This window comes from Halomonas sp. YLB-10 (genome assembly GCF_003856855.1).
Taxonomy (GTDB): domain Bacteria; phylum Pseudomonadota; class Gammaproteobacteria; order Pseudomonadales; family Halomonadaceae; genus Halomonas; species Halomonas litopenaei.
In genome coordinates this window covers 153,237-170,456 of the sequence record NZ_RRCU01000009.1, presented here as the reverse complement: position 1 = coordinate 170,456, position 17,220 = coordinate 153,237, and the positions used below count along the sequence as shown (strand labels likewise).

15 protein-coding genes and 2 tRNA genes are annotated in these 17,220 nt (G+C 64.7%); 3 read left to right on the top strand and 14 right to left on the bottom strand.

All coding sequences use genetic code 11. The features are described from left to right. Positions 1–114 precede the first annotated feature (114 nt). From EBB56_RS19350 to EBB56_RS19340, 3 genes are all read left to right on the top strand, one after another. Complete coding sequence (locus EBB56_RS19350; RefSeq protein ID WP_124805086.1) at positions 115–1,092, top strand: D-glycerate dehydrogenase; 978 nt, start codon at positions 115–117, stop codon at positions 1,090–1,092. A gap of 26 nt (positions 1,093–1,118) precedes the next feature. Next, positions 1,119–1,826, top strand: a complete 708-nt coding sequence (locus EBB56_RS19345; protein WP_045992259.1) for an HAD family phosphatase — start codon at positions 1,119–1,121, stop codon at positions 1,824–1,826. Between the two features lie 241 nt (positions 1,827–2,067). Continuing rightward, positions 2,068–3,243, top strand: coding sequence for an acetyl-CoA C-acetyltransferase (locus EBB56_RS19340; RefSeq protein ID WP_045992260.1), 1,176 nt, complete (start codon positions 2,068–2,070; stop codon positions 3,241–3,243). Between the two features lie 178 nt (positions 3,244–3,421). Here EBB56_RS19340 and EBB56_RS19335 read toward each other — a convergent pair whose 3' ends face one another. The 14 genes from EBB56_RS19335 to tpiA form a co-directional block, all read right to left on the bottom strand. Continuing rightward, positions 3,422–4,963, bottom strand: coding sequence for a sodium:solute symporter (locus EBB56_RS19335; protein WP_083970327.1), 1,542 nt, complete (start codon positions 4,961–4,963; stop codon positions 3,422–3,424). Continuing rightward, positions 4,956–5,258 (bottom strand): hypothetical protein, encoded by a 303-nt coding sequence (locus EBB56_RS19330; protein ID WP_045992261.1) that lies wholly within the window; start codon positions 5,256–5,258, stop codon positions 4,956–4,958. Before EBB56_RS19330 ends, EBB56_RS19335 begins: the two co-directional genes overlap by 8 nt. A gap of 115 nt (positions 5,259–5,373) precedes the next feature. Continuing rightward, positions 5,374–6,606 (bottom strand): MFS transporter, encoded by a 1,233-nt coding sequence (locus tag EBB56_RS19325; protein WP_045992262.1) that lies wholly within the window; start codon positions 6,604–6,606, stop codon positions 5,374–5,376. A 109-nt stretch (positions 6,607–6,715) separates the two neighbouring features. After that, positions 6,716–8,848 (bottom strand): polyribonucleotide nucleotidyltransferase, encoded by a 2,133-nt coding sequence (gene pnp, locus EBB56_RS19320; RefSeq protein WP_045992263.1) that lies wholly within the window; start codon positions 8,846–8,848, stop codon positions 6,716–6,718. A gap of 225 nt (positions 8,849–9,073) precedes the next feature. Next, entirely contained in the window at positions 9,074–9,343 is a 270-nt protein-coding gene (gene rpsO, locus EBB56_RS19315; RefSeq protein ID WP_045992264.1) for a 30S ribosomal protein S15, read from the bottom strand. Positions 9,344–9,433: 90 nt separating this feature from the next. After that, the gene (truB, locus tag EBB56_RS19310; protein ID WP_045992265.1) at positions 9,434–10,387 is read right to left on the bottom strand and encodes a tRNA pseudouridine(55) synthase TruB; all 954 of its coding nucleotides are present in this window, start codon (positions 10,385–10,387) and stop codon (positions 9,434–9,436) included. Beyond that, positions 10,387–10,803: a 30S ribosome-binding factor RbfA gene (gene rbfA, locus EBB56_RS19305; RefSeq protein WP_045992266.1), complete on the bottom strand. Its 417-nt coding sequence runs from the start codon at positions 10,801–10,803 to the stop codon at positions 10,387–10,389. Before rbfA ends, truB begins: the two co-directional genes overlap by 1 nt. 21 nt (positions 10,804–10,824) lie before the next feature. Then, a complete protein-coding gene (gene infB, locus EBB56_RS19300) occupies positions 10,825–13,362 on the bottom strand; it encodes a translation initiation factor IF-2 (RefSeq protein WP_045992267.1) in 2,538 nt (845 codons plus the stop codon). Positions 13,363–13,389: 27 nt separating this feature from the next. Further along, positions 13,390–14,883 (bottom strand): transcription termination factor NusA, encoded by a 1,494-nt coding sequence (gene nusA, locus EBB56_RS19295; protein ID WP_045992268.1) that lies wholly within the window; start codon positions 14,881–14,883, stop codon positions 13,390–13,392. 73 nt (positions 14,884–14,956) lie between these two features. Next, positions 14,957–15,418 carry a ribosome maturation factor RimP gene (rimP, locus tag EBB56_RS19290; protein ID WP_045992269.1) on the bottom strand — a complete coding sequence of 154 codons (462 nt, stop codon included), beginning with the start codon at positions 15,416–15,418 and terminating at the stop codon, positions 14,957–14,959. 211 nt (positions 15,419–15,629) lie between these two features. Further along, positions 15,630–15,706, bottom strand: a tRNA-Met gene (locus EBB56_RS19285). Positions 15,707–15,842: 136 nt separating this feature from the next. After that, positions 15,843–15,929: transfer RNA gene (locus EBB56_RS19280), tRNA-Leu, on the bottom strand. Positions 15,930–15,946: 17 nt separating this feature from the next. After that, positions 15,947–16,381 carry a preprotein translocase subunit SecG gene (secG, locus tag EBB56_RS19275; protein WP_045992270.1) on the bottom strand — a complete coding sequence of 145 codons (435 nt, stop codon included), beginning with the start codon at positions 16,379–16,381 and terminating at the stop codon, positions 15,947–15,949. Positions 16,382–16,385: 4 nt separating this feature from the next. Beyond that, a complete protein-coding gene (tpiA, locus tag EBB56_RS19270) occupies positions 16,386–17,132 on the bottom strand; it encodes a triose-phosphate isomerase (RefSeq protein ID WP_045992271.1) in 747 nt (248 codons plus the stop codon). Positions 17,133–17,220 lie beyond the last annotated feature (88 nt).

The window sequence follows — 17,220 nt, the reverse complement described above, 5'->3', positions numbered from 1 at the left end:
CCTGGGCAGGTCAACAAGACAGACTCCCCCCTGTTGTGCGACAAAGGTCCATTCTCGTTACGACAATAGCGACAACGACAGATACAACGACAGCTACACCAACAAGAGCTCCCCATGACCAAACGCATCCTGGTATTTCGCGAGATCAACCAAGAGCAGCTCGACGCCCTGCGCGAGGAGTTCCACGTGGACTACCTGCCGGGCGTCTCGCATACCGAGGACCCGGCCTTTGTCGACGCCCTGTCACGGGCTCATGGCCTGGTTGGTTCAAGCCTCAAGATCACCTCTTCGCTGCTCGACAGGGCGCCGAACCTCGAGGCTATCGCCAGCATCTCGGTGGGCTACGACAACTATCCCGTCGACGAGCTGACCCGCCGCGGCATCCTGTTGTGCAACACCCCTGACGTCTTGACCGAGACCACCGCCGATACGGGCTTTCTGCTGATCATGAGCACCGCTCGGCGGGCCGTCGAACTGGCCGAGCTGGTCAAGCAGGGCAACTGGAAGGAAAGCATCGGCAAGCCGCTCTATGGCAGCGACGTCCACGGCAAGACCCTGGGCATGGTCGGCATGGGCCGTATCGGCGCCGCCATCGCCCGCCGCGGCGCCCTGGGCTTCGGCATGAAGATCCTCTATACCAAGGCCTCACCCAAGCCTGAGCTCGAGCGAGAACTCGGCGCCCAGCGCCGCGAGCTGGAAGAGCTGCTCGAGCAGGCCGATTTCGTCTGCGTCACGGTGCCGCTCTCCCGCGAGACCGAAAAGCTCTTTGGCGCCGCCGAGTTCCAGCGCATGAAGCCCGGCGCCATCTTCGTCAACCTGGCCCGCGGCAAGGTGGTAGACGAAGCCGCCATGATCGCGGCGCTGCAAGACGGCACCCTGCACGCCGCCGGCCTCGACGTCTACGAGCAGGAACCGCTGGCGGCGGACTCACCGTTGCCGCACATGGCCAATGTGGTCGCCCTGCCCCATATCGGCTCGGCCACCCACGAGACCCGCACCGCCATGGCCCAGCGCGCGGTGGACAATATCCGCCTGGCGCTCCAGGGTGAACGCCCGCTGAGCCCGGTCAATGACGAAGTGCTGAAGCGCTGATTTCCCCCTCTTCCCGCGAGGTATCCATGTCCGACACCACCGCCCCCCTCTGCCTGCTGTTCGACTCCGACGGCACCCTGGTCGACAGCGAGCCGCTGCTCGCCCGGGCAATGGCCGAGACCTTCCCCGACTTCGGCCTGCCGTTCACGCCCGAGCAGTACATGGAGGAGTTTCGCGGCGTGCGCTTTCTCGACATCGTGCTCGAACTCGAGCAACGCTTCGGCGTCCTCGATGACGCCCGGCGCGACGTCATGGAGGATCGCCTGCGGGACAACATGGCCGCGCGCATGAAGGCCGAGCTGACCCCGGTCCCGGGCATCCCGGAAGCCCTTGCAGCGCTTTCCGACCACCCCAAGGCGGTGGCCTCCAACGGCCCGCTGGCCAAGATCCGCCTGGCCATGGCAACCAGTGGACTGGCGCCGCACTTCGGCGACAACCTCTACAGCGCCTACGAGTTGCAGGTGTGGAAGCCGGACCCCGGGTTGTACCTCGCCGCCGCCGAAGGCATGGGCGCCGAACCGGAGAACTGCGTGGTGATCGACGACGCTGCGGTAGGGGTGGAAGCCGGACTCAAGGCCGGCATGCAGGTCATCCACATCAACCACTTTCCCGACGAGGAGCACACCCCGGAGGGCGCCATCGCCATCACCCACGCCAGCGAACTGGTGACAGCCATCGAGCGCTTGAATCTGGAGCGGCGAGGTCACCAGCGGGGCGTCGCCGCCACCGAGTAACCGGGCCAGGGCGCTGCGAGACACTCGTCCAGGCCCCCCCAGGCCAACCGGAGGTCTTTTCGCCACTCTTTGCTACTTTAGCGAGCGTCGGTGCTCTATGCGCGATTGACCACAACGGCTCGCGAATTGATCTTGATCGCTATACTAAAGTCCCCCGTCGAAACCGGGCATACAGGGATTGCCGCGTTGCACAAGGCTCCCTATGCTGACGGGACAGCCCCTTAAAGTCAGGAGACACTCCATGCAAGAAGTGGTGATCGTTGCTGCACGCCGTACCGCCGTTGGCGCCTTCGGTGGCTCCCTCGCCGGCATTCCCGCCAGCGACCTTGGCGCCGCCGTGATCAAGGACGTGCTGGCACAGACCGGCGTCAAGCCGGAACAGGTCGACGAGGTCCTGCTGGGGCAGGTGCTGACCGCAGGTGTCGGCCAGAACCCCGCCCGTCAGGCGTCCATCAAGGCAGGCCTGCCCGACGCCGTGCCCGCCATGACCATCAACAAGGTCTGCGGCTCCGGCCTCAAGGCCCTGCATCTGGGCGCCCAGGCGATCATGCTCGGCGACGCCGAGGTGATCATCGCCGGCGGTCAGGAAAACATGTCGGCTTCCCCGCACGTGCTGCCCAATTCACGCAACGGCCAGCGCATGGGTGACTGGAAGGCCATCGATACCATGGTCCATGACGGCCTGTGGGACGCCTTCAACAACTACCATATGGGCATCACCGCCGAGAACCTCGGCGAGAAGTACGGTGTCACCCGAGAGGAGATGGACGCCTTCGCCGCCGCCTCCCAGCAGAAGGCCGCCGCCGCGATCAAGGAAGGCCGCTTCAAGGGCCAGATCGTGCCGATCGAGATTCCCCAGCGCAAGGGCGACCCGGTGGTCTTCGACACCGACGAGAACCCGCGCGAAGTGTCCGCAGAAAAACTCGGCACCATGCGTCCTGCGTTCAAGAAGGACGGCAGCGTGACCGCCGGCAACGCCTCCTCGCTCAACGATGGCGCCGCCGTGGTCATGCTGTGTTCCGCCGAAAAGGCCAAGGAGCTCGGCCTGGAGCCGCTGGCACGCATCAAGGCCTACTCCAACGCCGGCGTCGACCCGGCGATCATGGGCATCGGCCCGGCCCCGGCCACCCGCCGCTGCCTCGAGAAGGCCGGCTGGAGCATCGATGAGCTGGATCTGGTCGAGGCCAACGAGGCCTTCGCCGCCCAGGCCATCTCGGTCAACAAGGAACTCGGCTGGGATACCGACAAGATCAACGTCAACGGCGGTGCCATCGCCCTTGGCCACCCGATCGGCGCCTCCGGCTGCCGCGTGCTGGTGACCCTGGTCCACGAGATGATCGCCCGCGACGCCAAGAAGGGCCTTGCTACCCTGTGTATCGGTGGCGGTCAGGGCGTGGCGCTCGCCATCGAGCGCTGATCGGCGCCTCGACGCCTCGACGCCTCGACGCCAGAGGGCGCTGACCGACAGGCCCTCGTCAATCAAGCACTTGCGAAGTAAGCACTGCCCAGGTAGGCCCCTGCCCAGCAGGGGCCTTTTTCATGCCACGTTGAGCGCCCCCCCATGACGCGCTCGCTGTCGCCTCGGGCGCCAGGGTTCATACCCCGTTGTCTACCGCCCTACCTCTTGTCCCTCGACCCTGACGCTCTTCCCGGTGGGCTCCCCACCGCTTTTCCGCCCAGACCGGCGCCGCCAGTCGGAAGAAGCGCTCGACCACGGCACGATCGGTGGGGGCGCTTGCAAGACTCGTCACGACGAACACCGGCAGGTTGACCAACAGCCCCCAGAAGCCGGCATGGATGCCCAACGGGTGCGGCCACAGGGTGATGCAGGCCACCGTCACCACAAAGCCCGCCAGGATGCCGGCGGTCACGCCGCGAGCGTTGGCCCGGGGCCAGAAGAACATGCCGATGAAGGCTGGCAGCACCTGGGAGGCGAAGCCGAGACCGATCAGCAGGATCATCACCAGGCTCCCCGGCTCGGCGATCGCCAGCGGCGCAATCACCAACGCCATCAAGGGCACGATCAAGCGCTTGGCCCAGCGCCCGGCACGCTCATCGCTGAAGCCTGCCCAGGGCCCGATCACGTCGCGGCTGAGGCTCAGCGCCACCGAGTGGATAAAGGGCTCGGACGAGGACATCGAGGCGGCCAGGGTGCCGGCGCCGAGCAGCCCTACCAGCAGCACCGGCAAGTTGGCCATGGCGTACTCGAGCACCACGGTATCGGCACGCTCGAGCCCCGGCAGGGCGAAGACGCCGATAAAGCCCACCGTGACCAGCGGCAGGATCACCAGATAGTAGCTGGGCAGCCAGGTGGCGGAGAGGCGCAGGGTGCGCGCCGAGGTAGCGCTCATCCACTGGGTCCACACCGGCGGCATGAACGACAGCATCGAGACGATGATCGAGGTGGTCCAGAAGGCAAAGCTCATGTCGCCACCGGCGCCGGGAAGGGTCAGAAACGCCGGGCGCTCGGCGAGGGCCTGACGGTACACCTCGTCAAAGCCCCACTGACCGGTGGCGCTGTGGGTGGCCCACAGACCGACGGACCAGGCCACCGCGAACATCAATATGCCCTGGAAGACATTGGTACGACCGATGGCCCGCTGTCCGCGCAGGGTGAGATAGACCGCAATGGCGCCCAGCACGATCACCACACCGAGCCAGATCGGGATGCGCCCACCACTCATTACATTGAGGATGTAGGCCGAGCCGATGGTCTGCAGCACCGCGTAGGCCAAGGAGCCGATCGCCATCACCAGCGCCGCCAGCGCACCGAGCCCCGGGCTCTGGTAACGGTCGGCGATGGCACTGGCCTGGGTAACATGGCCGAAGTGGGCACCGAAGGCCCACACCCGGGGGCCGAAGTACCAGGCCACCAGTGCCAGATAGCCCAGGTAGACCACCACGTAGAACACCGGCACGCCCTTGGCGTAGGCCCAGCCCGGCGCCCCCATGAAGGTGTAGGCACTGACGCTGCCGGCGGCGATCAACAGATACAGCGTCACCGGGCCCATGCTGCGCCCGGCCACGCCCCACTCCTCCAGCGCGTTCGACGAGCGCCCGGCGCGACCGCCCAGGCCGATGACCAGGGCCAGCAGGACGTAGCCCAGGGTCAGACTCAGCGGCAACCACTCACTCATCGTTGACCTCGCCCTCTCCCACCTTTCCGATCCTTGCGTGCGTATCGCCATTGCCAGCTTGCTCGCAGGCTTCGTCCCGGCGCCGATGGAGCAGACGATTGCCCAGCAGCATCGTCAGCGTACAGCCGACCAGGATCAGGTAGCTCCAGGCCACCAGCGCCGGCAGGCCCAGCACCAGTCGCGCCTGATTGACCAGCGCGATCACGGGCCAGATACCCGCAGCAAAGACGGCGACGGCCGCCACCAGCACCAGCCAGCCACGCAGGCTCGCTGGCACAACAAGGGAAGAAGACATCGAGGCTCCTCGACTCACGGTAAGTCCATCATCAAACAACAAGAACGAAAGCGAGCCGAGGTTACCCTCTGCCACGACTCGCCATAAGGGCTGACGCCCTGCGTCATGCCCGGGATCAAGTCCGCGGCGTCGACCCGGGCGGCCTGGTTTCCTGCCGGCTGACCACCCGCGCAGGGGTCACTGCGATCAGCAGCGCCGCTGCCACGAACAGCCCTCCCGCCGCCAGCAGCACCGCCGACAGTCCGAGCGCATCCACCACCTGGCCGCCGGACAAGGCGCCGAGGCCGATCGACAGGTTGAACACGAAGGCCATCATGGCGGTGGCCGCCTCGGGATTGGTGGCCGAGCGCAGGATCCAGGTCTGCAGGCTGACCGAGATACCGCCGAACACCAGCCCCCACAGCATCAGCAACACCGTGGCGCTGAACGGGCGGGTACCCAGCCAGGGAAAGGCCAGGGTCGTGGCCGCCAGCACCAAGGGTATCAGCAGCACCGTGAGGTAGGGCCGGCCACCGGCGAGGCTACCGGCAATGAAGTTGCCGGCGAGCCCCGCCGCGCCAAACAGCAGCAGCAGGCGAGAGACATCGCCCAGCGCTACCCCGCCAAGACGCTGCAGGATCGGGCTGACGAAGGTGTAGGCGCCAAAATGGCCGACCACGATAAGCGCGGTCGCCAGGGCGCCGATGCACACGCCGGGCACCCTGAGCTGGCCACCAAGACTCGCCAGCCGTACCGGCTTGCGGGCGGGCAGGCTCGGCAACAGGTGCCACAGGCCGATGCACACCACCACACTCAGGCCGCCGAGGGCGGCGAAGGCGGTGCGCCAGTCACTGACATCGCCCAGCCAGGTCCCCGCCGGCACCCCCAGCACCGTGGCAGCAGCGACACCGCTGAAGATCAGCGACATCGCCCGCGGCACCTGCTCGAGCGCCACCAGTCTGCCGGCGAGTCCGCCGGCGATGGCCCAGAAGCCACCGATGCAGCAGCCGATCAGCACCCGGGTGGCCAGCAGCCAGCCAAAGCTGTCCATCAATGCACCGAGGACACTGGCCAGGGCCATCAAGGCCATCAGCCCGGTCAGCAGGTAGCGGCGATCGAGGCGCCCCACCGCCACCGGCAACAGCGGCGCGGCGAACGCCGCCACGACGCCGGGCACGGTGATCATCAAACCCGCCTTGCCCTCGCTGACGTCCAGCGAGGAAGCGAGCTGGGACAACAGCCCGATGGGGAGCTGCTCGGCGGTCACCAGCAGAAAGATGCCGGCCATCACACTGACCACGGCCCACCAGTCGCGGCGACGGGTGGTGGCCTTGGCGGGCGCGGCCGAAGAGGAATCGAGTTGCGTCATGTCCATCTCATTACCGCCCGGTGATCGCGCCGACAGGCCGAGATCAGCGGGACACACACAAAAACGCCCCCGTGGCGTCAGCGACGGGGGCGTCAGACACCGAGTGCGATCAGATCTCGGTTTCGGCTTCCTCGGCTTCGAAGGCAGCCTTCTCTTCTTCGGTCATTTCCTTGATCGTCAGCTTGACGCGATTGCGGTTGTCGATGTCGAGCACCTTGACCACGATCTCGTCACCCTCATTGAGGTAGTCACGCACGTCATTGACGCGCTCGGGCACGATCTGGGAGATGTGCACCAGGCCGTCGGTACCCGGCATGATGTTGACGAAGGCGCCGAAGTCGGCGATACGCACCACCTTGCCACGGTACAGCTTGCCGATTTCCGCCTCGGCGGTGATCGCCAGCACGGTATCGATGGCCTTCTTGGCGGCCTTCTTGTCCTCGGCGTAGATGCGCACGGTGCCGTCGTCGTCCAGATCGATGGAGGCGCCGGTGTCGTCGCAGATCTTGCGGATGGTGGCGCCACCCTTGCCGATGACGTCGCGGATCTTGTCCGGGTCGATCTTGATGGTGGCCATGGAGGGCGCGTTGTCGGAGACCTCGGCACGGCTTTCGGCGATCACGGTGTTCATCTGCTCGAGGATGCTGATGCGCGCCTCATGGGCCTGGTTCAGGGCCGTTTCCATGATCTGCTCATCGATACCCTCGATCTTGATGTCCATCTGCAGGGCGGTGACACCCTCGGCGCTGCCGGCCACCTTGAAGTCCATGTCGCCGAGGTGATCCTCGTCGCCGAGGATGTCGGTCAGCACGGCGTAGCCGTCAGCGTCCTTGACCAGGCCCATGGCGATACCCGCTACCGGTGCCTTGATCGGCACGCCGGCGTCCATCAGTGCCAGCGAGGTGCCGCAGACAGAGGCCATGGAGCTGGAGCCGTTGGACTCGGTGATCTCGGAGACCACGCGAATGGTGTAGGGGAAGTCCTCTTCCGCCGGCAGCATGGCCTGGACACCACGACGGGCCAGACGACCGTGGCCGATCTCGCGACGCTTGGGACCGCCCATGAAGCCAGCCTCGCCCACCGAGTACGGAGGGAAGTTGTAGTGCAGCAGGAAGCGGTCCTTGCGCTCACCTTCCAGCGACTCGATCAGCTGGGAGTCACGCAGGGTGCCCAAGGTCGCGACGACCACCGCCTGGGTCTCGCCACGGGTGAAGATGGCGCTGCCGTGGGTCTTGGGCAGGGTGCCGGCCTCGATGGCCAGCGGACGCACGGTCTTGTGGTCACGGCCGTCGATACGCGGCTCGCCCTTGATCACGCGGGCACGTACCACGCGCTTCTCGAGACCGGCGAAGGCGCCTTCGACCTCGGAGGCCTCGAACTTGCCGTCTTCTTCACCGGCCAGCTTCTCGACGGCCTCGGCCTTGAGTGCGGACAGGGCATCCTGGCGCTGCATCTTGTCGGTGATGCGGTAGGCTTCGCCGACCTTGGCTTCGAAGCCCTGGGCCAGGGCTTCCTTGAGCGCGGTGTTCTCGGCGGCGGGCTGCCACTCCCACTTGGCCTTGCCGGCCTCGGCGGTCAGCTCGTTGATCGCCTGGATGACGGTCTGCATTTCCTGGTGGCCGAACAGCACGGCGCCCAGCATCTCGTCCTCGAGCAGCTCTTCGGCCTCGGACTCGACCATCAGCACGGCCTTCTCGGTACCGGCCACGACCATGTTCAGCTCGGAGCCGCCGAGCTCCTCGACGGTCGGGTTGAGGAAGTAGCCACGCTCTTCATTGAAGCCCACACGAGCGGCGCCGATGGGACCATTGAAGGGCACGCCGGAAATCGCCAGCGCCGCCGAGGTGCCGATCATCGCGGCGATGTCCGGATCGTGGTTGCGATCGGTGGACAGCACGGTACAGATGACCTGGACTTCGTTCATGAAGCCCTTGGGGAACAGCGGACGGATCGGACGGTCGATCAGTCGCGAGGTGAGGGTTTCCTTCTCGGTGGGACGCCCTTCACGCTTGAAGAAGCCGCCGGGAATCTTGCCGACCGCGTAGGTCTTTTCCTGGTAGTGGACAGACAACGGGAAGAAAGGCTGGCTCGGGTTGGCCTCCTTTCTGGCCACCACGGTGCACAGCACCACGGTGTCGTCCATGGTGACCATCACGGCACCGGTGGCCTGGCGGGCGATGCGCCCGGTTTCCAGGGTGACGGTGCTGCGACCGTACTGAAACGTCTTCTTGACCGGATTCACGGCGACTTCCTTTACTTTTCGATGTTTGGGTCGTTTTTGACTCGGCGACTATTTTAGGGGGTCAAGCCCGTGAGGGCCACCACAAAGGTCAAGGGAGTTTCAAGTGGCCGCCGCTGCCTGCCGCGACCGCGCACAACGCTGTACCACCAACGACAACGGGCAGCCCCGTGGGGCTGCCCGTTATCTGACGCCGCTTCCCGAAGGAAGCCTTGTCGCGCTTGCGTCTTAGCGACGCAGACCCAGACGCTGGATCAGGGACTGATAGCGCTCGAAGTCCTTGCGCTTGAGGTAGTCAAGCAGCTTGCGGCGCTGGTTGACCATGCGGATCAGGCCACGACGGGAGTGGTGATCCTGCTTGTTGGTCTTGAAGTGATCCTGCAGGCCGTTGATGTTGGCGCTGAGCAGGGCCACCTGAACCTCGGGGGAACCGGTGTCGCTGTCACCACGGCCGTATTCGTTGACGATTTCGGCCTTCTGTTCGGCGGTAAGTGCCATCTGTCTCTCCAGTAAGCAATATGCCTGAATGATGAATGTCGGAGACCACGCATATTTGCAGTCTCCAGCTGCCGCAACCCCTTGAGGGGGTCAGTCTTGCCCTGAGCCCGCGACGAACGTGCTCAGAAGGCGCCGGGGCACGATATCCCCGGTAGGCTCGACCAGACCGAGACCGATAAAGGACTCACCCTGATAGAGGCGATACAACGACTCCTCGGCCATGGCCGAATCGCCGCCCTCGAGCTCACCGCGTGCCGGGCGTCCAAAGCGCAGGGCCTGGACACCTGCCTCACTGAGGCGATGAGCCGGGAGGTGTTGAAGCAGACTGTCGATCGGTGCCAGGCGCGCCTGGCGCTGGCCGTCGTCCTGGGCCTCGAGCGTGTCGAAATCGACCATGCCATCGGCATCGAAGGGGCCGGTCTTCAGCCGTCTGAGCTGCGAGATATGCCCTTCGCAACCCAGCGCCTTGGCCATGTCCTCGGCCAGCGTACGCACATAGGTGCCTTTGCTGACCCGGACCTCCAGGTCGAATCCTGGGGACTCGCCCTCGAGGCTGGCGGAAAGTAGCCGAGCATCATACACCCTTATCCGCCGGGTTGCACGATCTACGCTTTTGCCCTCTCGCGCCAGTTCGTAGAGCTTGCGCCCCTGGTGCTTGAGCGCGGAATACATCGGCGGCAGTTGATCCTGCTCGCCGATGAAATCCGCCACTACCGACGCGACGTCGCTGCGCACCAGCGCCGGCACCGGCGCCTCGGCGATGACCTCGCCTTCGGCGTCACCGGTATCGGTGCTCTGCCCGAGCTCGACCCGGGTGCGGTACACCTTGTCGGCCTCGAGCAGCTGGTTGGAAAACTTGGTAGCCTCGCCGAACAGCACCGGCAGAAGCCCTGTCGCCATGGGGTCCAGGGTACCGGTATGACCGGCCTTCTGGGCCTGGTACAGGCGCCTCGCCCGCTGCAGTGCAAAGTTGCTGGACATGCCCTTGGGCTTGTCCAGCAGCAGTACACCATCGATCGGCAGTCCTCGACGACGACGGGCCATCAGTCCTTGGCCCCGTCCTCGCCGCTGTCGTTCTCGTCATCCCCCTCGGGGTGGCGAGAGCGATCGCTGGCCACCGCCTCTTCGATCAGCGATGACAGGTGCTGACCACGCACCACGCTTTCGTCATAGTGAAAGCGCAGTTCCGGCACGTGACGTAGTTTGATGCGACGCGCCACCTGGCTACGCAGGAAACCGCCGGCGCGCTTGAGCACCTTGAGGTTTTCCTTGATCCGTTCCGGGTCCTGCTCACCCAGCAGGGTGATGTGGACATCGGCGTAGCCGAGGTCACGACTGACCTCGACCCCGCTCACGGTGACCATCCCCAGGCGCGGGTCCTTGACCTCGCGCTGGATCAGGACCGCCAGCTCCTTCTGGAGCTGGTCGGCCACTCGGTCGGTACGCTTGAATTCGCGCATGGATGACGACTCCTCGAACGCTTACAGCGTGCGCTCGACCTTGACCTGGTCAAAGACCTCGATCTTGTCGTTGACCTGGACATCGTTGTAGTTCTTCACCCCGATGCCACACTCCATGCCGTTGCGCACTTCCTGGACGTCGTCCTTGAAGCGGCGCAGCGACTCGAGCTCGCCTTCGTAGATGACCACGTTGTCGCGCAGCACGCGGATCTTCTTGTTACGGAAGACCGTACCCTCGACCACCATGCAGCCAGCCACGGCACCGATCTTGGGCGCGCGGAAGACGTCACGGACCTCGGCAATACCGACGATCTCTTCCTTCCACTCGGGCTCGAGCATGCCGCTCATGGCCTGCTTGACCTCGTCGATCAGGTGGTAGATGACGCTGTAGTAGCGCAGCTCCAGACCTTCACGCTCGATGATCTCGCGGGCGGCCGCATCGGCACGCACGTTGAAGCCGACCACGATGGCCTCACTGGCCAGCGCCAGGTTGGCATCGGTACCGGTGATACCGCCAACGCCGGAGGACACCACGGACACCTGCACCTCGTCGGTGGACAGCTCCTCGAGGGCGCCCTTGATCGCTTCCAGGGAACCCTGGACGTCGGCCTTGAGCACGATGTTGACCTTGGCGGCCTCGCTCTGGCCCATCTGGGAGAACATGTTCTCCAGCTTGGCCTTCTGCTGGCGTGCCAGGCGAATCTCGCGGTACTTGCCCTGGCGGAAGTTGGCGACTTCACGCGCCTTCTTCTCGTCGGCCACGACCATGAAGTCGTCACCGGCTTCCGGGGTGCCATCGAGACCCTGGATCTCCACCGGCATGGCGGGACCCACGGCGTCGACCTGCTTGCCGAGTTCGTTGGTCAGGGCACGCACACGGCCGTAGTGCAGACCGGCCAGCACGATGTCGCCCTTCTTCAGGGTACCGTTCTGGACCAGCACGGTGGCCACCGGGCCGCGACCCTTGTCGAGGCGAGACTCGACCACCACACCCTTGCCGGGTGCGCTCGGGACCGCCTTGAGCTCGAGCACCTCGGAGACCAGGTGAACGGCTTCCAGCAGCTCCTCGATGCCTTCACCAGACTTGGCGGAGACGTGGACGAACTGGGTGTCGCCACCCCACTCCTCGGAGATCACGCCGTGCTGGGACAGCTCGTTCTTGACCCGGTCGGGATCGGCTTCCGGCTTGTCGATCTTGTTGACCGCGACCACCATCGGCACTTCGGCAGCCTTGGAGTGCTCCACCGCCTCGATGGTCTGGGGCATGACGCCGTCGTCGGCCGCCACCACCAGGATGACCACGTCGGTGGCCTTGGCACCACGGGCACGCATGGCGGTAAACGCCGCGTGACCAGGGGTGTCGAGGAAGGTCACACCGTCGCTGTCGTCCTCGACGTGATAGGCACCGATGTGCTGGGTGATACCGCCGGCTTCACCGGTGGCCACCTTGGCACGACGAATGTAGTCGAGCAGCGAGGTCTTGCCGTGGTCGACGTGACCCATGACCGTGACCACCGGAGAGCGGGTGATTTCCTCGCCCTCGTAGGAGATGGCTTCGAGCACTTCGGTCTCGAGGGCATCGTCCTTGACCAGCTTGGGCGTGTGGCCCATTTCTTCCACCACGATAGCCGCAGTGTCCTGGTCGATGGTCTGGTTGATGGTCACCGCAGCGCCCATGGTGAACATGGCCTTGATGACCTCGTTGGCCTTGATCGACATCTTGTCGGCCAGTTCGGCCACCGAGATGGACTCGGGAATCGAGACCTCACGCACGATCGGCTGGGTCGGCTTCTGGAAGCCATGCTTGCCGTTGCCCTGGCTGCCGCCACGACGGCTGCCACGGCGCTCGGCGCGCTTGGCCTTCTTGCCACCGCCACGACGACGCTCTTCGCGGTCGCTGCGATCGTCGTCGTCACGCTCGCCACGGCCTTTCTTGCCGGTCTTGGCGGCGGCCTTCTTGACGGCGGCACGACGCACGTCGCCACGACCTTCCTTGGGCGGCGCCGGCGGCTCGTCGCCAGCCGGGGCAGAGGTGTCGAGCTCGGGCACCGGAATGTCGGGCACGACGGCGGCCTCTTCGGCCTCGCGCTTGGCCTTGGCGGCCTGCTCGGCGTCCTGGCTCGCCTTCTGCTCGGCGCGCTGCTTGGCTTCTTCGGCCTCCTGAGCCTCGCGACGTGCACGGGAATCGGCCATGTCGCCGACCAGCTGACGCGGACCGTGGTCCTCGACCGGCGCCGGGGCCTCTTCCTGGGCCTCGTCACGCTTGACGTAGGTGCGCTTCTTGCGGACCTGGACCTCGATGGTCTTGCCGCGCTCGCTGGTCTTGATCTTGCTGCGCGTCTTGCGGGTCAGGGTGATGCGATTGCGCGCAGCCGCGCCCACACCGCTGCCACCGCCATGGCTCTTGGTCAGAAAGTCCAACAGCTTGCGCTTGTCTTCCTCGGACACGGCGTCGGCTTCCGACTTGTGCTCGAGTCCGGCTTCTTTCATCTGTTCCAGCAGACGGGGCACTTCACGCCCCACCTTCGCTGCAAAATCCTTAACGGTCATCTCTGACATTACGACCCTCCTCAGCCCGTGACCCTGTTACTGTTCGCTCTCGAACCAAGGCGCACGGGCGGTCATGATCAATGCCGCGGCGCGCTCTTCGTCCACCTCTTCGATGTCCACCAGATCATCGACAGACTGTTCAGCCAGATCTTCCATGGTCTTGATGCCACGGCTGGCCAGGATGAAGGCCAGATGGCGCTCCATTCCGTCCATCTCCAGCAGATCATCCGCCGGCTGGGCTCCGTCCAGTTCCTCCTCGGAGGCAATGGCCAGGTTCAAGAGCTCGTCCTTGGCGCGAGCTCGAAGCTCCTCGATGAGGTCTTCGTCGAACTCTTCGATTTCCAGCATTTCCTCGACCGGTACGTAGGCCACCTCTTCAAGCGAGGTGAAACCTTCCTCGACCAGCAGCCGAGCGACATCATCATCGATGTCCAGGTGCTGAACGAAGTGCTCGACCAGACTGTCGATTTCCTGGTCGCGCTTGGCCTCGGCGTCGGCTTCGGTCATGACGTTGATACGCCAGCCGGTCAGCTCGGACGCGAGACGCACGTTCTGGCCACTACGGCCGATGGCCTGGGCCAGGTTGTCCTCGGCGACGGCCACGTCCATGGCGTGGGCATCCTCATCCACCAGGATGGAGGCGACGTCGGCCGGGGCCATGGCGTTGATCACCAGCTGTGCGGGATTGTCGTCCCACAGCACGATGTCGACGCGTTCGTTCTGCAGCTCGGAGGACACCGCCTGCACGCGCGAACCGCGCATGCCGACGCAGGCGCCCACCGGGTCGATGCGACGGTCGTTGGTCTTGACCGCGATCTTGGCCCGGGAGCCCGGATCACGCGCCGCACCCTTGATCTCGATAAGCTGCTCGGCGATCTCGGGAACCTCGATCTTGAACAGCTCAATGATCATCTGCGGGTTGGTGCGCGACAGGATCAACTGGGCGCCACGCGCCTCGGCGTCGACCTTGACCAGCAGTGCGCGCACCCGCTCGTTCATGCGGTAGCGCTCACCGGGGATCATCTCGCTGCGTGGCAGGAAGGCCTCGGCGTTGTCGCCCAGGTCAATGATCAGGCCGTCACGTGTCGTCTTCTTGACGATACCCGCGACCAGTTCACCTTCACGCTCGGCATAGATGCGCACGACCTCGGCACGCTCGGCCTCGCGCACCTTCTGCACGATGACCTGCTTGGCGGTCTGGGCGGCGATACGACCGAAGGCCGCATTCTCGATGCGCTCCTCGACCACGTCACCCAGGCCCAGCGGCGGTTCCCGCTTTTCGGCGAAGGTCAGCTTGATCTCGGCGTCGGGTCCGTCGAAGTCATCGTCCTCGACCACCACCCAGCGGCGGAAGGTCTCGTACTCGCCGGTCATCCGGTCGATATGTACGCGGACGCTGGCCTCCTCATCCTCGAAGCGCTTGCGCGAGGCACTGGCCAGCGCCGCCTCGACGGCTTCGAAGATGACCTCGCGGGGGACACCCTTCTCGTTGGAGATCGCGTCAACGACCGCCAGAATTTCTTTACTCATGCCTTAAAGCCTCGCCAAAAAACCGATCCTTGTTCTCTCTTGTCGCGCATCAGTCGTCGCGCATCAGTGAGCGTCACTCGTCAAACTGAGGAACCACCCGCGCCTGATCGATGCCGTCGATCGGAAAGCAGTATTCCTCACCGTCGATCTGCACCAGCACCTCGTCACCCTCGGTTCCGGCGAGCACGCCCTGGAACTTGCGCCGACCCTCGAAGGGAGCGCGCAGCTTCAGAGCCACGTGATGGCCAGCGTAACGGGAGAACTGATCGAGACGGAACAGCGGACGATCCATCCCGGGCGAAGACACCTCGAGACGGTACTCCCCTGCGATGGGATCCTCGACATCCATGATGGCGCTGACCTGTCGACTGATATCGGCACAGTTGTCGACACTGACGCCATCGGCGTGATCGATGTAAATCACCAGACGGGAATGTTTTCCCTGGGACAGATAGTCGATACCCCAGAGCTCGAACCCCATGGCCGTTACCACCGGTTCGATCAACGCATTGAGCGCAGCATCTTTGGTCGCCACGAATGAAAGCTCCTACAGCCGTTGCATCAGCACCTGGCCGGGAGTGAACAGGAAAGTCAGGTGGCTGATTGGCGTTCGCGCCGCCGGGCGAGCCCCGGCAAGCTGCTAACAAAAAGCCCCTTCACAGGAAGGGGCTTTTTCCAAGAAACCTGTCACCATCTGGCAGAAGTTCGCATGCCCCTTGAGGATACCTGCATGCCTGCCAAGAAGATGGTAGCGGGGACCGGATTTGAACCGATGACCTTCGGGTTATGAGCCCGACGAGCTACCAGACTGCTCCACCCCGCATCAATCTAGGCCGGTGAGTATACTGCGCCTTGACCAGGGCGTCAAGGCATTTCACCGAACCGCCAACCCTGAGAGAAGATCACCGGTCATCACCGGGAGAGCTTGTCATCCACGCCGTCATTGCAGAAGACGAGGATGGTGCCGAAGGCGGGACTTGAACCCGCACGACCGTAAGGTCACTACCCCCTCAAGATAGCGTGTCTACCAATTCCACCACTTCGGCTAGGGGAGTTCCGGAGATCAGCCTTGACTGTCCTCCAGCACTGGCGCTGCATTATCCACGTCGCTTGAACCTTCGTCAAGCGTAGGCGCAGAATTTTCCTGACTTTCTTCCTCAAGCGCAGGCGCACTGTTCTGGGTGCTTTCGTCATCCAGGGTCGGCGCGCTGTTCTGCTGCTCGATCACCTCGGCGTCGGGAATACCCGCTTCTGGCGCGGAATTGCCCGCCTCGGAGGCGAAGTAGGCCAGGGTCAGGGAAGTGGCGAAGAAACACGCCGCCAGCGCCCCGGTCGCCTTGGACAGGAAACTGCCGCTGCCACGGGAACCGAAGACGGTCTGGGAGGCACCGCCACCGAAGGAGGCGCCGGCATCGGCGCCCTTGCCCTGCTGCAGCAGGATAAGAACGACCAGGGCGATGGCGATCGCCACATGGATCATGAGAATGGCAACTTGCATGGATTCAACCTGCTGACTGACAAATGGCTAGAAAATCGTCGACCTTCAGCGATGCTCCGCCGATCAGGCCGCCGTCGATGTCCGGTTGGGCCAGCAATTCCGCCGCGTTGTCGGGCTTCATGCTGCCGCCGTAGAGAACCTGCATGGACGCCGCCAGGGCGCCATCGTAACGTTCGAGTCGTGCACGAATCGCCGCATGCACCTGCTGCGCCTGCTCAGGCGTTGCGGTACGACCGGTGCCGATCGCCCAGACCGGCTCGTAGGCCAATACCAGGCGCGCGCGCTCGTCACCGTCGAGGGCTTCCATCACCGCCTCGAGCTGACCGAGCACCACCGCCTCGGTACGCTCGGCGTCGCGCTCTTCCAGGGTTTCCCCCAGGCACAGCACCGGCGTCAGCCCCTGACCCAGCGCGGCCTGCACCCGTGCCAGCACCGCCGCGTCGTCTTCTCCGAACAGGGTACGCCGTTCGGAGTGTCCGACCAGCACCATGTCGGCGCCGACGTCAGCAAGCATGGCGCCGCTCACCTCGCCGGTGAAGGCTCCGCTCGGCTGGTCGCTCAGGGTCTGGCCGGCCAGCCTGACGCTCTGCGGCAACCGTTCCCTGGCCACCCCGACATAGGGAAAGGGTACCGCCAGGGCCAGCGTCACCGCCTGCGGCAATTCGGCGCCGGACAGCGCCTCGGCGAAGGTATCGATCAGGCTCAGCGAGCCATTCATCTTCCAGTTGCCGGCGATCAGCGGTGCACGCATGGAACATCCTCTTTCAAGGTGGGCCGAAATGGTATAGGAGCGGCCCTGTCAAGACAAGATTTGCCGCGGGATCGAAGCCTTCGGTCCC

Excerpts from the sequence above, each read along its gene's own strand:
- EBB56_RS19350 (WP_124805086.1), top strand. The coding sequence starts at position 115 with ATGACCAAACGCATCCTGGTATTTCGCGAGATCAACCAAGAGCAGCTC.
- EBB56_RS19345 (WP_045992259.1), top strand. The coding sequence starts at position 1,119 with ATGTCCGACACCACCGCCCCCCTCTGCCTGCTGTTCGACTCCGACGGC.
- EBB56_RS19340 (WP_045992260.1), top strand. The coding sequence starts at position 2,068 with ATGCAAGAAGTGGTGATCGTTGCTGCACGCCGTACCGCCGTTGGCGCC.
- EBB56_RS19335 (WP_083970327.1), bottom strand. The coding sequence starts at position 4,963 with ATGAGTGAGTGGTTGCCGCTGAGTCTGACCCTGGGCTACGTCCTGCTG.
- EBB56_RS19330 (WP_045992261.1), bottom strand. The coding sequence starts at position 5,258 with ATGTCTTCTTCCCTTGTTGTGCCAGCGAGCCTGCGTGGCTGGCTGGTG.
- EBB56_RS19325 (WP_045992262.1), bottom strand. The coding sequence starts at position 6,606 with ATGACGCAACTCGATTCCTCTTCGGCCGCGCCCGCCAAGGCCACCACC.
- rpsO (WP_045992264.1), bottom strand. The coding sequence starts at position 9,343 with ATGGCACTTACCGCCGAACAGAAGGCCGAAATCGTCAACGAATACGGC.
- truB (WP_045992265.1), bottom strand. The coding sequence starts at position 10,387 with ATGGCCCGTCGTCGTCGAGGACTGCCGATCGATGGTGTACTGCTGCTG.
- rbfA (WP_045992266.1), bottom strand. The coding sequence starts at position 10,803 with ATGCGCGAATTCAAGCGTACCGACCGAGTGGCCGACCAGCTCCAGAAG.
- infB (WP_045992267.1), bottom strand. The coding sequence starts at position 13,362 with ATGTCAGAGATGACCGTTAAGGATTTTGCAGCGAAGGTGGGGCGTGAA.
- nusA (WP_045992268.1), bottom strand. The coding sequence starts at position 14,883 with ATGAGTAAAGAAATTCTGGCGGTCGTTGACGCGATCTCCAACGAGAAG.
- secG (WP_045992270.1), bottom strand. The coding sequence starts at position 16,381 with ATGCAAGTTGCCATTCTCATGATCCATGTGGCGATCGCCATCGCCCTG.
- tpiA (WP_045992271.1), bottom strand. The coding sequence starts at position 17,132 with ATGCGTGCACCGCTGATCGCCGGCAACTGGAAGATGAATGGCTCGCTG.